This is a genomic window from Terrabacter aerolatus, assembly GCF_007991735.1.
Classification (GTDB): domain Bacteria; phylum Actinomycetota; class Actinomycetes; order Actinomycetales; family Dermatophilaceae; genus Terrabacter; species Terrabacter aerolatus.
Map to the genome: position 1 here is coordinate 28,053 of NZ_BJYX01000028.1, position 17,289 is coordinate 45,341.

Here is a 17,289-nt window from a genome sequence, read left to right on the forward strand (position 1 = left end):
GCATGACCACGACATCCAGCGTGCCGGCATACGGCCGTTTCGGCGGGTTCGGTGGGCGTTACGTCCCCGAAGCCCTCATCCCCGCGCTCGAGCAGCTCGAGGAGGTCTGGCGCAAGGCGGTCGTCGACCCCGAGTTCGTCGGCGAGCTCGACCGGCTGCACCGGACCTACACCGGTCGGCCCAGCATCATCACCGAGGTGCCGCGCTTCGCCGAGCACTGCGGTGGCGCGCGCGTCATCCTCAAGCGCGAGGACCTCAACCACACCGGCTCGCACAAGATCAACAACGTCCTCGGGCAGGCCCTGCTGACCAAGCGCATGGGCAAGACCCGCGTCATCGCCGAGACCGGCGCCGGCCAGCACGGCGTCGCGACGGCCACCGCGGCCGCCCTGCTCGGGCTCGAGTGCGTCGTCTACATGGGCCGGAAGGACACCGAGCGGCAGGCCCTGAACGTGGCGCGCATGCGCCTGCTCGGCGCCACCGTCGTCCCCGTCGACAACGGCAGCAAGACCCTCAAGGACGCCGTCAACGAGGCGTTCCGCGACTGGGTGGCCAACGTCGCGACGACCCACTACGTCCTCGGCACCGTCACGGGGCCGCACCCGTTCCCCGAGATGGTCCGCGACTTCCACCGCATCATCGGGGTCGAGGCGCGCCAGCAGGTGCTCGACCTCGTCGGCCGTCTGCCCGACGCCGTGCTCGCGTGCGTCGGTGGTGGCTCGAACGCCATCGGCATCTTCCACCGGTTCATCGACGACCGGTCGGTGCGGCTCATCGGCTTCGAGGCCGGCGGTGAGGGCGTGGCCTCCGGCAAGCACGCCGCACGCTTCTCGGCCGGCATCCCCGGCGTGCTGCACGGCGCCTTCACCTACGTCATGCAGGACGACGACGGTCAGACCGTCGAGTCGCACAGCGTCTCGGCGGGTCTCGACTACCCGAGTGTCGGCCCCGAGCACGCCCACCTGCTCGAGTCCGGGCGGGCGGAGTACCGCCCGGTCACCGACGACGAGGCGATGGAGGCCTTCTCGCTCCTGTCCCGCACCGAGGGCATCCTGCCGGCCATCGAGAGCGCGCACGCCCTGGCCGGCGCGATGAAGGTCGGCCGCGAGCTCGGTCGCGACGCGGTCCTGCTCGTCAACCTCTCGGGTCGCGGCGACAAGGACGTCCACACGGCGGCCGAGTGGTTCGGGCTCATCGGCGACGACGGGTCGCCCCGCCTGCCCGACGACGACGGCGCCAAGGGCATGGGGGAGCAGCAGTGAGCGTCGCCACGATCATCGAGAAGTGCCGCGCCGACAACCGCGCCGCCCTCATCGGCTACCTCCCGGTCGGCTTCCCGTCGGTCGAGGGCTCGATCGCCGCGATGAAGGTCCTCGTCGAGTCCGGCGTCGACATCGTCGAGATCGGCGTGCCCTACAGCGACCCCGTCATGGACGGGCCCGTCATCCAGGACGCCGCCGTGCGCGCCCTCGCCGCCGGCGTGCACCTCACCGACATCTTCACGGCGGCCCGCGAGGTCTCCGCGGCCGGTGCGGGCGCTCTCGTCATGACGTACTGGAACCCCGTCCTGCGCTACGGCGTCGAGCGGTTCGCCGCCGACCTCGCCGCCGCAGGCGGTTCCGGGCTCATCACGCCCGACCTCATCCCCGACGAGGGCCGCGACTGGATCGCGGCCGCCGACGCCCACGACCTCGACAAGGTCTTCCTCGTCGCACCCAGCTCGACGCCGGAGCGCCTCGAGGCCGTGACGGCCCAGTGCCGCGGCTTCGTCTACGCCACCGCCGTCATGGGCGTCACCGGGGCGCGGGCCACCGTCGGTGAGGCTGCCGACGCGCTCGTGTCGCGCACCCGGGAGCACACCGACCTGCCCGTGTGCGTCGGGGTCGGGGTCTCCACCGGCGACCAGGCGGCCGAGGTCGGTCGCTACGCCGACGGCGTCATCGTCGGCTCGGCGCTGGTGCGCTGCCTCACCGAGGCGCAGTCCGAGGCGCAGGGACTCGAGGCGCTCGGCGCCCTGGCCCGCGAGCTCGCCGACGGCGTCCGACGGAGCCGGTCATGAGCCTGCTCGCTGGCGTCCCGGCCGTGCTCGGTGCCGCCCTGCCGGCCGAGATCCCGTCGCCGAGCGTCGGGGTCTGGCACCTCGGTCCGCTGCCGATCCGGGGGTATGCCATGTGCATCCTCGCCGGCATCGTCGTCGCGGTGTGGCTGACCCAGAAGCGCCTCGAGGCCCGCGGTCACCGCAAGGGCGTCGCCATCGACATCTCCGCGTGGGCCGTGCCGTTCGGCATCGTCGGCGGACGCCTCTACCACCTCATCACGACGCCGCAGCCGTACTTCGGGGAGAACGGCCACCCGTGGAAGGCCTTCGCCATCTACGAGGGTGGGCTGGGCATCTGGGGTGCCGTCGCGCTCGGCGCCGTCGGGGCCTGGATCGGCTGCCGCAAGAACGGCGTCGCGTTCCGCGACTTCGTCGACGCCGCGGCTCCGGGCCTCGCCATCGCCCAGGCGATGGGCCGCTTCGGCAACTGGTTCAACAACGAGATCTACGGCGCTCCGACCGACCTGCCGTGGCGGCTGCGCATCTACGAGTGGGACACCTCTGCCGGCCGCGCGGTCGTCGACGCGCAGGGCAACCCGATCATCAAGGGCTACTTCCAGCCGACCTTCCTCTACGAGGCCATCTGGTGCCTGCTGCTCGCGGCCTTCCTCATCTGGCTCGGTCGCCGCCGCCCGCTCAAGGCCGGCCAGGTCTTCGCCGCGTACGTCATGGGCTACCCCGTGGGGCGCATCGTCATCGAGAACATGCGCAGCGACTCGGCCAACCTCATCCTCGGCCAGCGGGTCAACACGTGGGTCTCGATCCTCGTCTTCGTCCTCGGCATCGTGCTGTGGCGCCGCTTCGCGCGCCTGGAGCAGCCGACGGCCCCAGCCCCCGCCGATGCTCGCGCCGATGCTCCCGCCGAGGGTGCCGACGGCCTGAACGGATCCCTCGGACCCGACGGGGTCGAGCCGTCACCGGACGGCGACGTGGGCGAGGTCACGGCCCCTGAAGATCCTTCGGCGGAGGCCCCCTCCGACCGGCCGAACGCCGCCTCCGGCAGCGCGACGGAGGCGGACCGTCCCACCCCGTCCTGATCCCCTGCGGTCCCGTCCCGGTCACGGGCGTGAGCACGGCGTCTCAGGATGCGGAATCCGCCGTATCAACAGGTAGGACGAGCGGTCCCTCCGATATCGTCGTCAGCAACGCCTGTGGCCAGTGCCGTCCACATGCCCTCAGTCATGTCGCGTGGCCCGGCGCGATCGTCGCCCGGGACCCAGCAGAAGGACGGTGAAGATGCCGCCGCACACCCCCACCCGTGCCCTGTTCAGCGCACATCCGGAGAACTCCGGTCTCTACCGACGCGAGCACGAGCACGACGCCTGCGGTGTCGCCCTCATCGCGACGATGCGGGGGACGGCGGGCCACGACATCGTCGACCACGCCCTCACGGCGCTGCGCAACCTCGACCACCGCGGCGCCACGGGCGCCGACCCGCTCGTCGGCGACGGGGCGGGCATCCTGACGCAGATCCCCGACGAGTTCTTCCGCGCGAGCGTGCCGTTCACGCTCCCGAACACCGGGGCGTATGCCGCGGGCATCGCCTTCCTGCCGCGCAACCCCATAGAGCGCGCCGCCGCCAAGGCCCGCATCGAGGAGATCGCGGTCGCCGAGAACCTCAAGGTGCTCGGCTGGCGCGAGGTGCCCGTCGAGGCCGACCTCGTCGGCACCGTGGCACGCGACTGCATGCCGTTCTTCGAGCAGCTCTTCGTCAGCAGCTCGATCGGACGACAGGTCGCGCTGGGCCTGGACCGCCTCGCGTTCTGCCTGCGCAAGCGCGCCGAGCACGAGGTCGACGTCTACTTCGCCTCGCTCAGCTCGCGCACCATCGTCTACAAGGGCATGCTGACCACCGGCCAGCTCGAGCCGTTCTTCCCCGACCTGTCCGACCCGCGCTTCGCCAGCGAGCTGGCCCTCGTGCACTCGCGCTTCTCGACCAACACGTTCCCGTCGTGGCCGCTCGCGCACCCCTACCGCTTCATCGCGCACAACGGTGAGATCAACACCGTCAAGGGCAACCGCAACTGGATGCACGCCCGCGAGAGCCTGCTGACCTCCGACATCATCCCCGGCGACCTCGAGCGGGTCTTCCCGATCTGCACGCCGGACGCGTCGGACTCGGCGAGCTTCGACGAGGTGCTCGAGCTGCTCCACCTCGGCGGCCGCTCGCTGCCCCACGCGGTGCTCATGATGATCCCCGAGGCGTGGGAGAACCACGCCACCATGGACCCGGCGCGCAAGGCGTTCTACGAGTTTCACTCGACGTTCATGGAGCCGTGGGACGGCCCCGCCAACGTCTGCTTCAGCGACGGCACGCTCGTCGGCGCGGTCCTCGATCGCAACGGCCTGCGACCGGGGCGCTACACCGTCACCGACGACGGTCTCGTCGTGCTGGCCTCCGAGTCGGGTGTGCTCGAGCTCGACCCCGCGAGCATCGTCCAGCGTGGGCGCCTCCAGCCCGGCAAGATGTTCCTCGTCGACACCGAGCACGGCCGGATCGTCGGTGACGAGGAGATCAAGTCCCAGCTCGCCGCCGCCAAGCCGTACGCCGAGTGGCTGCACGCCGGTCTCATCCGTCTCGAGGACCTGCCGGAGCGCGAGCACATCGTCCACACGGCGGCGTCCGTGGCCCGGCGCCAGCAGACGTTCGGCTACACCGCCGAGGAGCTGCGCATCCTCCTGACGCCGATGGCCCGCACCGGCGGCGAGGCGCTCGGGTCGATGGGCACCGACACGCCCATCGCCGTCCTGTCGTCGCGGCCGCGCCTGCTCTTCGACTACTTCACCCAGCTGTTCGCCCAGGTGACCAACCCGCCGCTCGACGCGATCCGCGAGGAGCTCGTCACCTCGCTCGGCACCTACATGGGGCCCGAGGGCAACGCCCTGTCCGCGTCTCCGTCGCACGCCCGCCAGCTCGTCCTCGACTTCCCGGTCATCGACAACGACGAGCTCGCCAAGATCGTGCACATCAACGCCGACGGCGACCTGCCGGGCTACGCGACCCACGTGGTGCGTGGTCTCTACGACGTCACCGGGGGAGCGGCCGCCATGCGCGACCGCCTCGAGGAGATCTTCGCCGAGGTGTCCCAGGCGATCACGCGCGGAGCGCGCTTCGTCGTCCTCTCGGACCGCGACTCCGGGCGCGACCTCGCGCCCATCCCGTCGCTGCTGCTCACCGCTGCCGTGCACCACCACCTCATCCGCGAGAAGACCCGCACCCAGGTGGGCCTGCTCGTCGAGGCCGGTGACGTGCGCGAGGTCCACCACGTGGCCCTGCTCATCGGCTTCGGCGCCGCGGCGGTCAACCCCTACCTCGCGATGGAGACCGTCGAGGACCTCGTGCGCGCCGGCGAGATCGAGGGCGTCACCCCCGAGAAGGCCGTCGCGAACCTCATCAAGGCGCTGGGCAAGGGTGTCCTCAAGGTCATGTCGAAGATGGGCATCTCGACCGTTGCGTCCTACCGGGGCGCGCAGGTCTTCGAGGCCATCGGCCTGTCGCAGGCCCTCGTCGAGCGCTACTTCACCGGCACCGTCAGCCAGCTCGGTGGCGTCGGCCTCGACGTCATCGCCCGCGAGACCGCCGAGCGCCACGCCCGCGCCTACCCCCCGGACGGCGTCCACCAGCCGCACCGCACCCTCGAGGTCGGCGGCGAGTACCAGTGGCGGCGCGAGGGCGAGCCGCACCTCTTCGACCCCGAGACGGTCTTCCGCCTCCAGCACTCGACGCGCCAGCGCCGCTACGACGTCTTCAAGCAGTACACCGACCGCGTCGACGACCAGACCTCGCGCCTCATGACGCTGCGCGGGCTCATGGGCTTCCGGCCGACCGGGGTGACCGGCCGCCTGCCGGTGCCGATCGACGAGGTCGAGCCGGTGAGCGAGATCGTCAAGCGCTTCAACACCGGCGCCATGAGCTACGGCTCGATCTCCAAGGAGGCGCACGAGACCCTCGCCGTCGCGATGAACCACCTCGGTGGTCGCTCCAACACCGGCGAGGGCGGCGAGGACGTGGACCGCCTGCTCGACCCCGAGCGCCGTTCTGCCGTCAAGCAGGTCGCCTCGGGCCGGTTCGGCGTGACGAGCCTCTACCTCACACACGCCGACGACATCCAGATCAAGATGGCCCAGGGCGCCAAGCCCGGTGAGGGCGGTCAGCTGCCCGGCCACAAGGTCTACCCGTGGGTGGCCAAGACCCGTCACTCGACGCCGGGCGTGGGCCTCATCTCCCCGCCGCCGCACCACGACATCTACTCCATCGAGGACCTGGCCCAGCTGATCCACGACCTCAAGAACGCCAACCCGACCGCCCGCATCCACGTCAAGCTCGTCTCCGAGATCGGCGTCGGCACGGTGGCCGCGGGCGTCTCCAAGGCGCACGCCGACGTCGTGCTCATCTCGGGCCACGACGGTGGCACGGGCGCGTCGCCGCTGACCTCCCTCAAGCACGCCGGTGCGCCGTGGGAGCTCGGCCTGGCCGAGGCCCAGCAGACCCTGGTGCTCAACGGCCTGCGCGACCGCATCGTCGTCCAGGTCGACGGCCAGCTCAAGACCGGTCGGGACGTCGTCGTGGCGGCCCTGCTCGGTGCCGAGGAGTTCGGCTTCGCGACGGCGCCGCTCGTCGTGTCGGGGTGCGTCATGATGCGCGTCTGCCACCTCGACACGTGCCCCGTCGGCATCGCGACGCAGAACCCCGAGCTCCGCTCGCGCTTCTCCGGCAAGCCCGAGTTCGTCGAGACCTTCTTCGAATACATCGCCGAGCAGGTGCGCGAGCACCTGGCGTCGCTGGGCTTCCGCTCGATCCAGGAGGCCGTCGGGCAGGTCGGCAGCCTCGACCTCGACAAGGCCATCGCGCACTGGAAGGCCTCGGGACTCGACCTCAGCCCGATCCTCGCGGTCGCCGACAACCCCACCGGCGGCACGCTCCACCAGTCGGCACCCCAGGACCACGGACTCGACAAGGCGCTCGACAACGAGCTGCTGAGCCGGGCCCTGTCGGCCATCGAGTCGGGCGAGCCGGTGCGCACCGAGATCGCCGTGCGCAACGTCAACCGGACCGTCGGCACCATGCTCGGTCACCACGTGACCAAGGCGCACCCGCACGGCCTCGCCGACAACACCATCGAGCTGACGATGACCGGCTCGGGCGGCCAGTCCTTCGGAGCCTTCCTCCCGGCCGGTGTCACGATGCAGCTCTTCGGCGACGCCAACGACTACGTCGGCAAGGGGCTCTCGGGCGGACGGGTCGTCGTGCGACCCCACCGCGACGCGGCGCTCGTCGCCGAGGAGAACGTCATCGGTGGCAACGTCATCGGCTACGGCGCCACGACCGGGCAGCTCTTCCTGCGCGGCATCGTCGGTGAACGCTTCTGCGTCCGCAACTCCGGCGCCCACGCCGTCGTCGAGGGCGTCGGCGACCACGGCTGTGAGTACATGACCGGTGGTGCTGCTGTCGTGCTCGGGCAGACGGGCCGCAACTTCGCGGCCGGCATGTCGGGCGGCGTCGCCTACGTCCTCGACCTCGACGCCGACCTCGTCAACCGCGAGATGGTCGACCTGCTGCCGCTGCGCGACGAGGACGACGCACCGCTGCGCGAGCTGCTCGAGGCCCACGTGAGGTGGACCGAGTCGCCCGTCGCACAAGCGCTGCTCGACGACTGGGTGGCGGCGCGCGAGCGCTTCACCCTCGTCCTGCCGCGCGACTACCAGCGGGTCCTCGACGTGCGCGCCGAGGCCGAGCAACAGGGCCTCGACCTTGACGGACCCGAAGTGTGGAACCGGATCATGGAGGCTTCCCGTGGCTGACCCCCAAGGCTTTCTCACCACCCGCGAGCGTGAGCTCCCGGCCCGCCGTCCCGTCCCGGTGCGCATCCGGGACTGGAAGGAGGTCTACGAGGAGCAGGAGCTCGGGCAGCTCCAGCGACAGGCCGGCCGCTGCATGGACTGCGGCATCCCGTTCTGCCACTCCGGCTGCCCGCTGGGCAACCTCATCCCGGAGTGGAACAACTTCGCCTGGAAGGGCGACTGGGCCGACGCCATCGAGCGCCTCCACGCGACGAACAACTTCCCGGAGTTCACCGGTCGCCTCTGCCCGGCGCCGTGCGAGACCGCCTGCGTGCTCGGCATCAACCAGCCGGCCGTGACGATCAAGCAGGTCGAGGTCACCACGATCGAGCGGGCCTTCGACGAGGGCCTCGTGACACCGCTCCCGCCGGAGCGGCTGTCGGGCAAGACCGTGGCCGTCGTCGGCTCGGGGCCTGCCGGGCTGGCCGCGGCCCAGCAGCTGACGCGGGCGGGCCACACGGTGGCGGTCTTCGAGCGGGCCGACAAGCCGGGCGGCCTGCTGCGCTACGGCATCCCGGAGTTCAAGATGGAGAAGTCGGTGCTCGACCGCCGGCTCGACCAGATGACCGCCGAGGGCACCCGCTTCCGCAACGGCATGGACGTCGGGGTCGACATCACCGGGCGTCAGCTGCGCGACCGCTACGACGCCGTCGTGCTCGCGCTCGGTGCCACGGTGCCACGCGACCTCGACGCCCCCGGGCGTCAGCTCGGTGGCATCCACCAGGCCATGGAGTTCCTCCCGCAGGGCAACCGCGCGGCTCTCGGAGAGCACGTCGAGGGCCAGATCCTCGCCACGGGCAAGCACGTCGTCGTCATCGGCGGCGGTGACACCGGCGCCGACTGCATCGGCACCTCGCACCGCCAAGGGGCGGCCTCGGTGACGAGCCTCGAGATCATGCCGCAGCCGGGGGAGGACCGTCCGGGCAGCCAGCCCTGGCCCACCTACCCGATGCTCTACCGCGTCGCCAGCGCGCACGAGGAGGGTGGCGACCGCATCTACGCCGTCAGCACGACCGAGTTCGTCGGCGACGACGAGGGCAACGTCGCGGCGCTGCGCCTGACCGAGGTGGAGTTCGTCGACGGTCGTCCCACGTCCAAGCCGGGCACGGAGCGCGAGATCCCCGCGCAGCTCGTCCTGTTCGCCATGGGCTTCCTCGGGCCGCAGGGCAGCGGGGTGCTCGAGCAGCTCGGTGTCGAGCTCGACGAGCGCAGCAACGTCCGCCGGGACAAGAACTTCATGAGCTCGGTCCCGGGCGTGTTCGTGGCCGGCGACGCCGGTCGCGGGCAGTCGCTCATCGTGTGGGCCATCGCCGAGGGCCGTGCCGCCGCAGCCGGCGTCGACGCCTGGCTCACCGGGTCGAGCTCGCTGCCCCGACCCATCGCGCCGACCGACCGGCCGCTCACGGCCTGAGGGCCCGCTCGTCACCCGGGGACACCCCGACGTATGCCGTGTCGCCACCTCGGCGACACGGCATACGACCACGATCGTCAGGTGTGGCAGGGCAGCTCACGCCCCGCACCGGCCGCGTTCGTCCCACGGATCGAACCCGCCCGGTGACCCACGTCACAGCACCCCTAAGGTTGAAGCATGCGTCGCGCCAAGATCGTCTGCACCATCGGCCCCAAGACCTCATCGCCCTCCCAGCTGCGCGCCCTCGTCGACGCCGGCATGGACGTCGCCCGGCTCAACCTCTCCCACGGCGACCACTCCGTGCACGAGCAGGTCTACCGGGACGTCCGCGCCGCGGGTGACTCCTCCGGCCGCGCCGTCGCGGTCCTCGTGGACCTGCAGGGCCCGAAGATCCGCACCGGCCGGTTCTCCGGCGGCCCGGTGACGCTGAGCCCCGGCCAGCGCTTCACCATCACCACCCGCGAGGTCGACGGTGACGACTCCATCGTCGGCACGACCTACGCCGGGCTCCCGGGCGACGTGCGGCCCGGCGACGTGCTGCTCATCGACGACGGCAAGGTCATGCTGCGTGCCGTGGAGGTCACCGACACCGACGTGCTCACCGAGACCGTCATCGGCGGCCAGGTCAGCAACAACAAGGGCATCAACCTGCCCGGCGTCGCGGTCAGCGTGCCCGCCCTGTCCGACAAGGACCGCGAGGACCTCCGGTTCGCCATGCGCCTCGGTGCCGACATGATCGCCCTGTCGTTCGTGCGCTCGGCCGAGGACATCGTCGACGTCCACGCCATCATGGACGAGTTCGGCGACCGCATCCCCGTCATCGCCAAGATCGAGAAGCCGCAGGCCGTCGAGAACCTCGAGGGCATCGTCGCGGCGTTCGACGGCATCATGGTCGCCCGCGGTGACCTCGGCGTCGAGATGCCCCTCGAGGACGTGCCGCTCGTGCAGAAGCGCGCCATCGAGCTGGCCCGCCGCGAGGCCAAGCCCGTCATCGTCGCGACGCAGGTGCTCGAGTCGATGATCGAGAACCCCCGCCCGACCCGCGCCGAGGCCTCCGACGCCGCCAACGCGGTGCTCGACGGCGCCGACGCGCTCATGCTCTCCGGTGAGACCTCGGTCGGCGCGTGGCCCATCGACTCGGTGCGCACCATGGCCCGCATCATCGAGTCGACCGAGGAGAACGGCTTCGACAAGATCGTCCGCATGCCGACCAACCCCAAGACGGTCGGCGGCGCGGTGACCAAGGCCGCCGTCGAGATCGGCGAGGTCGTCGGGTCAAAGTTCCTCATCGTCTTCACCGAGACCGGCGGCTCCGCGACCCGGATGGCCCGCCTCCGGCCCCGTCAGCCCATGCTCGCCTTCACCTCCGAGCCGCGCGTCCGGTCACGGCTGGCCCTCGTCTGGGGCATCGAGACCTACCTCGTGCCGCGCATGCACCACACCGACCAGTTCGCGATGCAGGTCGACCTCAAGCTCATCCCCGAGGGCCGGGTGGCCGAGGGTGACCGGGTCGTCATCGTCGCCGGCTCGCCTCCCGGCATCCCCGGCTCGACCAACGCGCTGCGCGTCCACCGGGTCGGCGACGCCGTCAACCGGGCAGCCCCGGCCTACCGGCCCGAAGAGGTCACCAGCTGACCGCACGCTCCGAGGTGTCCCCGGCACCCCTGAAGTGACCACGTATGCCGTCGGGCCCACCCGGCGGCATACGTGCGTCTCGGGGCGGACGCGGCTCACGACGTCCACGACGGGGCGTGCAGGGTGGGGAGCCCCGGACGGCGCGGGCCGCGGCCGCCCTGCCGTCACGGGTATGCTGGCGCGGCACTCCGGCCGGGGTGGTGGAATGGCAGACACGGGGCACTCAAAATGCTCTGGCCGCAAGGCCGTGCGGGTTCGAGTCCCGCCCTCGGCACCGACGACGCCGCGCCGTCCCGGCGACGCCTCGAGCGACGTCGCGCTGGGGGGAATGGCGTGACGGTCCCGAAACGCGCCCGAAACCTGGCCCCCGATAGGATTTGCCCGTGAGCACCGACGAGAGCACGACGCCCAAGCCGACCCCTGCGACCGGCACCGCCCCCACCGAGGGCGCCGACGGCGTTGCGGCCACCGAGGCGGCCACGCCGACGGAGCTGTCCGGCTCGGCCCCGGCGTCCGACAGCGGCGCGGCCCAGGGCGCGACCCGGATCCTCGTCGCCGAGGACGAGGCGCTCATCCGCCTCGACCTCGTCGAGATGCTCGGCGAGCAGGGCTACGACGTCGTCGGCCAGGCGAGCAACGGTGAGCAGGCCGTCGAGCTCGCCAAGGAGGTCAAGCCCGACCTCGTCATCATGGACGTCAAGATGCCGATCCTCGACGGGCTGTCAGCCGCGGAGCAGCTGCACGAGGCGAAGCTCTGCCCCGTCATCATGCTGACGGCGTTCTCGCAGACCGAGCTCGTCGAGCGGGCCCGCGACGCCGGCGTCATGGCCTACATCGTCAAGCCCTTCACGGCCGACGACCTGCGCCCCGCCATCGACATCGCCACCTCCCGCTGGCAGGAGCTCAAGGCCCTCGAGGCCGAGATCGCCGACCTCGGTGAGCGCCTCGAGACCCGCAAGCTCGTCGACCGCGCCAAGGGCGTGCTCATGACGCAGCTGAAGCTGAGCGAGTCCGACGCGTTCCGCTGGATCCAGAAGACCGCGATGGACCGCCGCCTCGGGATGAAAGAGGTCGCCGAGGCCGTCATCAACGGCTTCCCCGCGGCCTGACGCGGGAGTCGCCGCAGATCCTGCGGCGACCACCACCCGCGCAGGTCACGACACGGTCACCGATCACCGGTTTCTGATGACCGCAGTGGGAGTTACGGCTTAGTCTCCCGTCACAGCCCTCGACTGAGGGACGTGTGACATCAGGAGGACACCCGTGCGTTCCACCCTCAAGTTCGCCGTGCCGCTCGCGGTTGCGGCGCTTGCCCTCGGTGCGTGTGGCACCAAGGGCGGCGACACCACGACCCCGGCCGCCAGCGGTGGCGCCGCGGCCTGCGGCAACTACAAGATCGGCATGTTCGGTGCCCTGACCGGGCCCAACGCCAACCTGGGCATCTACATCCAGAACGGTGTCAACCTGGCCCTGGACGACTACAACAAGAAGCACGCCGACTGCAAGGTCACCCTCGAGAACTACGACTCGCAGGGCGACCCGACGCAGGCGCCGGCCCTGGCCAAGAAGGCCATCGACGACAAGAAGGTCGTCGGCATCGTCGGCCCCGCGTTCTCCGGTGAGTCCAAGGCCGCCGACCCGGCGTTCAACGAGGCCGGCCTCGTCACCATCACGCCCTCCGCGACCAACCCGAAGCTCGCCGACAACGGCTGGAAGACCTTCTTCCGCGCCCTCGGCAACGACGCGACACAGGGCCCCGCGGCCGCCAAGTACATCAAGGACACCCTCAAGTCGACGAAGACCTTCGTCATCGACGACGCGTCCGAGTACGGCAAGGGCCTGGCCGACATCGTCCGTCAGGACCTCGGCTCCCAGGTCGTCGGTAACGACACCATCCAGCAGAAGCAGACCGACTTCAGCGCCTCCGTCACCAAGGTGACGAGCTCGGGTGCCGACGCGCTCTTCTTCGGTGGCTACTCGCCCGAGGCGGCCCCGATGATCAAGCAGCTGCGCGACGCCGGCTGGAAGGGCACGTTCGTCGTGGCCGACGGCGTGAAGGACCAGTCCTTCATCGACAACGCCAAGGAAGCCGCCGAGGGCACCATCATCACCTGCCCGTGCGTCCCGCCGGACGTGGCCCCGGCCTTCCAGGCGGCCTACAAGGCGAAGTACAACGAGGACCCCAACACCTACTCCGGTGAGGGCTACGACTCCGCCACGATCCTGCTCGACGGCATCGCCGCCGGCAAGGACCGCGCGAGCATGGTCGACTTCGTCAAGGCCTACGACAAGAAGGGCGTCACGAAGCAGCTGAAGTTCGACGCCAAGGGCGAGTCGGCCGACATCAAGGTCTTCGCCTACAAGGTCGAGAACGGCAAGATCGTCTCCGTCGGCGAGATCAAGTAACGCGAACGTCAACGAAGGGGGGCGGTCGGGGCAGTACGCTCCGACCGCCCTCGTTCGGTTGACGTCCGACTTCTGATCCAGCCCATCGCACCCGGCCCAGGAGGTCTTGGATGCAGAACCTGATCGACAACTTCTTCTCGTACACCATCACCGGCCTGACGATCGGCGCGGTCTACGCGCTCATCGCGCTCGGTTACACGCTCGTCTACGGCGTGCTGCGCCTCATCAACTTCGCCCACTCCGAGGTGTTCATGTACGGCACCTTCGCGGCGCTGTGGGTCGTCATGATCCTCGGCGGGCACCCCGGTGCCGGTGTCGGGCAGGTCATCTTCTGGGTCGCCATGATGTTCGTGGCGGCCATGGCCATGTCGGGCCTCATCGCGGTGCTGCTCGAGCGGGTCGCGTACCGGCCGTTGCGCAAGCGCAACGCCCCACCGCTCATCGCGCTCATCTCCGCCATCGGCGCCTCGTTCGTCCTCGCGGAGATCATGGGCCTGCGCAGCCGCATCGTCGGCTGGGTGGGTCTCGACGACACCCTGCGCGACTACGTGCGCAACTCCCGCAACAACGCCGGCCTGCCGACGATCATCCAGCCCCAGCCGATCTTCACCATCGGCGGCTACCACGTCACGAACGTCGACATCTTCGTCATCGTCGGGGCGATCGTCATCATGGTGATCCTCGACCAGTTCGTGAAGCGCTCGCGCCTCGGCCGTGGCATCCGCGCCGTCGCGATGGACCCGGAGGCGGCGGCCCTCATGGGCGTCAACCGCGACCGGGTCATCCAGGTGACCTTCCTCGTCGGCGGCGTCATGGCCGGTGCGGCAGCGGTCTTCTACATGCTCAAGATCGGCATCACCCGCTACGACGCCGGCTTCATCCTCGGCGTCAAGGCCTTCACGGCAGCCGTCCTCGGCGGCATCGGCAACCTGCGCGGCGCGCTCCTCGGCGGCTTCGTCCTCGGCCTCGCCGAGAACTACGGCTCCGCGGTCGTCGGCTCGCAGTGGAAGGACGTCGTGGCCTTCGTGCTCCTCGTCCTCATCCTGCTCTTCCGACCCACCGGCCTGCTCGGTGAGTCCCTCGGAAAGGCGCGCGCATGAGCACCACCACGTCGGCCCCCGCGGGTCGCAAGCCGTCGTCGCGCAGCTTCAAGGAACGCGTCGACACCATGCCCCGGGCGGTCAAGATCGTCCTCTGGGTCGTGTTCGCCGTCTTCCTGTTCCTGCTGCCCCTGCTCAACATCCCGTTCATCACGACGGAGGGCTCGGACTTCGGCGGCGTCCTCTTCACGGTCGCCACCTACGTGCTCGTCGCCCTCGGCCTCAACATCGTCGTCGGCTACGCCGGTCTGCTCGACCTCGGCTACGTCGGGTTCTATGCCGTGGGCGCCTACACCGTGGGTGTCCTGACCTCCGAGCACGCCCACCTCTCGTGGGTCCTCGTCGTGCCGATCGCGATCGTCGTCGCCATGGTCTCCGGTGTCATCCTCGGCGCCCCGACGCTGCGCGTGCGCGGTGACTACCTCGCCATCGTGACCCTCGGGTTCGGCGAGATCGTGCGCCTGACGCTGGTCAACTCGCAGTGGCTCGGTGGCGCCCAGGGCATCAGCGACATCCCGAAGCCTCCCGGCGTCGAGCTGTTCAAGGTGCCCAGCCTCGACTGGAGCGCCGGGGTGCCCGTCGTCGACCTCAGCACGACGTCGACGTTCCTCAAGTTCGGGATCAACGACTTCGTCCCGTACTACTGGCTCGCCCTCGGCATCATCGGTCTCGTCCTGCTCTTCGACATCCTCGTCAAGAGCAGCCGCGTCGGTCGCGCCTGGGAGGCCACGCGCGAGGACGAGGACGCCGCCGAGCTCATGGGTGTGCCGACCTTCCGGTTCAAGCTCCTCGCCTTCGCGCTCGGCGCCGCCATCGGCGGTCTCTCCGGCGCGCTCTTCGCGACCAAGGCGGGCTTCATCTCGCCCGATAGCTTCCAGCTGCTGCTCTCGATCCTGTTCCTCGCGGCCGTCGTCGTCGGTGGCGCCGGCAACCGCTGGGGCGTCATCGTCGGTGCGATCGTCGTCGGCTACTTCCCGGAGCGCTTCCGCGACTTCGCGGACTTCCGCGTGCTCGTCTTCGGGCTCGCGCTGATGCTGCTCGCGATCTTCCGTCCCCAGGGCCTGCTGCCGCCGCGACGCACCGTCCGGGCCAAGCGGGCCGACGACAGACAGGCCGTTCTCGAGGAAGGAGAAGCCAGTGCCTGAGCCGACTCAGCCCACCACCGGCGACGAGGTCACCGAGATCAACCCGGACGCCGACATCGCTCCCGTCGACATCGGCGTGCCCGACGTCGCCGAGGGCGAGAAGCTGCTCGAGGTCGACGAGGTCACCCTCCGCTTCGGTGGTGTCGTGGCCCTCAACGAGGTGAGCTTCCACATCAACAAGGGGGAGATCCTCGGTCTCATCGGCCCGAACGGCGCGGGCAAGACGACGTGCTTCAACGTCATGACCGGCGTCTACCAGCCCACGTCGGGAGCCGTGCGCTACCTCGGCAAGCCCCTCGGCAAGCGCAAGAAGTTCCAGATCACCAAGCTGGGCATCGCGCGCACGTTCCAGAACATCCGCCTCTTCGCCAACATGACCGCCCTCGAGAACGTCCTCGTCGGGGTGGACGCGCACCACTCGACCGGGGTCGTCTCGGCGATGTTCCGGCTCCCGAAGCACCGCCGGGAGGAGGCCCAGGGTTTCGCCCGGGCCATGGAGCTGTTGACGTTCATGGGTCTCGACGGCAAGGCGAACGAGCTCGCCCGCAACCTCCCGTACGGCGACCAGCGTCGTCTGGAGATCGCGCGGGCCCTGGCCACGAGCCCCCAGCTGCTCTGTCTCGACGAGCCGGCGGCCGGCTTCAACCCGGCCGAGAAGGTCAAGCTCATGGAGCTGATCCGCACCATCCGCGACCAGGGCTACACGGTCCTGCTCATCGAGCACGACATGAAGCTCGTCATGGGCGTGACCGACCGGATCGTCGTGCTCGAGTTCGGCCGCAAGATCGCCGAGGGCTCACCCGCGGAGATCCGCGACAACCCGGCGGTCATCGCCGCCTATCTGGGAGTTGATGAGGAAGATGCTTCTTGAGGTCAAGGGCCTGTGCGTCAACTACGGGCGCATCGAGGCCATCCGCGACATCAGCTTCACCGTCGAGGAGGGTGAGATCGTCACCCTCATCGGCGCCAACGGCGCGGGCAAGACGACGACGATGAAGACCGTCTCGGGCCTGCGCCCGGTGCGGGCCGGGTCGGTCGTCTTCAACGGTCAGGACATCACGCACCTGCCGTCGCACGAGCGGCCGGTCCTCGGCATCTCGCAGTCGCCCGAGGGCCGCGGGTGCTTCGTCGGCATGACGGTCATGGAGAACCTCGACATGGGCACGTACGCGCGCCCGGACCGCAAGAGCAAGGCCGTCAAGGACGACCTCGAGCGGGTCTTCGAGCTCTTCCCCCGGCTCAAGGAGCGCAGCAACCAGGCGGCCGGCTCGATGTCGGGCGGTGAGCAGCAGATGCTGGCGATGGGGCGTGCCCTCATGGCCAAGCCGAAGCTGCTGCTCCTCGACGAGCCGTCGATGGGTCTCGCGCCCAAGCTGATCCAGCAGATCTTCGACATCGTCACGGAGATCAACAGCCAGGGCACCACGGTCCTGCTCGTCGAGCAGAACGCCGCCCAGGCGCTCAAGCGGTCGCACCGCGCCTACATCCTCGAGACGGGCGAGATCGTCCGGGAGGGCACGGGCAAGGACCTCGCCGACGACCCGGCCGTCAAGGCCGCCTACCTCGGCGGCGACGTCTAGGCAGGACCGGGTCCCGGGCCGTGCGGCCCACGGAATCCGAAGCGGGGCACCACGACATCCGTCGTGGTGCCCC

Annotated in this window: 12 protein-coding genes and 1 tRNA gene; all 13 read left to right on the forward strand. The window is 70.1% G+C overall.

The features are described from left to right. Positions 1 to 2: 2 nt before the first annotated feature. The 13 genes from trpB (at position 3) to TAE01_RS18195 (ending at position 17,216) form a co-directional block, all read left to right on the forward strand. Positions 3 to 1,262 carry a tryptophan synthase subunit beta gene (gene trpB, locus TAE01_RS18135; RefSeq protein ID WP_147068221.1) on the forward strand — a complete coding sequence of 420 codons (1,260 nt, stop codon included), beginning with the start codon at positions 3 to 5 and terminating at the stop codon, positions 1,260 to 1,262. After that, complete coding sequence (gene trpA / locus TAE01_RS18140) at positions 1,259 to 2,059, forward strand: tryptophan synthase subunit alpha (RefSeq protein WP_147068222.1); 801 nt, start codon at positions 1,259 to 1,261, stop codon at positions 2,057 to 2,059. The genes trpB and trpA overlap by 4 nt, the downstream gene beginning before the upstream one ends. Further along, positions 2,056 to 3,135, forward strand: coding sequence for a prolipoprotein diacylglyceryl transferase (lgt, locus tag TAE01_RS18145; RefSeq protein ID WP_147068223.1), 1,080 nt, complete (start codon positions 2,056 to 2,058; stop codon positions 3,133 to 3,135). The genes trpA and lgt overlap by 4 nt, the downstream gene beginning before the upstream one ends. A 199-nt stretch (positions 3,136 to 3,334) precedes the next feature. Continuing rightward, positions 3,335 to 7,900 (forward strand): glutamate synthase large subunit, encoded by a 4,566-nt coding sequence (gltB, locus tag TAE01_RS18150; protein ID WP_147068224.1) that lies wholly within the window; start codon positions 3,335 to 3,337, stop codon positions 7,898 to 7,900. Continuing rightward, the gene (locus tag TAE01_RS18155; protein WP_147068225.1) at positions 7,893 to 9,350 is read left to right on the forward strand and encodes a glutamate synthase subunit beta; all 1,458 of its coding nucleotides are present in this window, start codon (positions 7,893 to 7,895) and stop codon (positions 9,348 to 9,350) included. Before gltB ends, TAE01_RS18155 begins: the two co-directional genes overlap by 8 nt. Positions 9,351 to 9,527: 177 nt before the next feature. Continuing rightward, positions 9,528 to 10,985: a pyruvate kinase gene (gene pyk / locus TAE01_RS18160; RefSeq protein WP_147068226.1), complete on the forward strand. Its 1,458-nt coding sequence runs from the start codon at positions 9,528 to 9,530 to the stop codon at positions 10,983 to 10,985. A 191-nt stretch (positions 10,986 to 11,176) separates the two neighbouring features. Next, positions 11,177 to 11,259, forward strand: a tRNA-Leu gene (locus tag TAE01_RS18165). A gap of 109 nt (positions 11,260 to 11,368) precedes the next feature. Beyond that, positions 11,369 to 12,094 (forward strand): ANTAR domain-containing response regulator, encoded by a 726-nt coding sequence (locus TAE01_RS18170; protein ID WP_371860860.1) that lies wholly within the window; start codon positions 11,369 to 11,371, stop codon positions 12,092 to 12,094. A gap of 154 nt (positions 12,095 to 12,248) precedes the next feature. Beyond that, entirely contained in the window at positions 12,249 to 13,391 is a 1,143-nt protein-coding gene (locus TAE01_RS18175) for a branched-chain amino acid ABC transporter substrate-binding protein (protein ID WP_246111445.1), read from the forward strand. Between the two features lie 110 nt (positions 13,392 to 13,501). Next, positions 13,502 to 14,491, forward strand: a complete 990-nt coding sequence (locus TAE01_RS18180; RefSeq protein WP_147068227.1) for a branched-chain amino acid ABC transporter permease — start codon at positions 13,502 to 13,504, stop codon at positions 14,489 to 14,491. Beyond that, a complete protein-coding gene (locus TAE01_RS18185; RefSeq protein ID WP_147068228.1) occupies positions 14,488 to 15,636 on the forward strand; it encodes a branched-chain amino acid ABC transporter permease in 1,149 nt (382 codons plus the stop codon). The genes TAE01_RS18180 and TAE01_RS18185 overlap by 4 nt, the downstream gene beginning before the upstream one ends. After that, on the forward strand, positions 15,629 to 16,507 hold the full coding sequence (locus TAE01_RS18190) for an ABC transporter ATP-binding protein (RefSeq protein WP_371860861.1): 879 nt from the start codon (positions 15,629 to 15,631) through the stop codon (positions 16,505 to 16,507). Before TAE01_RS18185 ends, TAE01_RS18190 begins: the two co-directional genes overlap by 8 nt. Then, entirely contained in the window at positions 16,497 to 17,216 is a 720-nt protein-coding gene (locus tag TAE01_RS18195) for an ABC transporter ATP-binding protein (protein ID WP_147068234.1), read from the forward strand. The genes TAE01_RS18190 and TAE01_RS18195 overlap by 11 nt, the downstream gene beginning before the upstream one ends. Positions 17,217 to 17,289 lie beyond the last annotated feature (73 nt).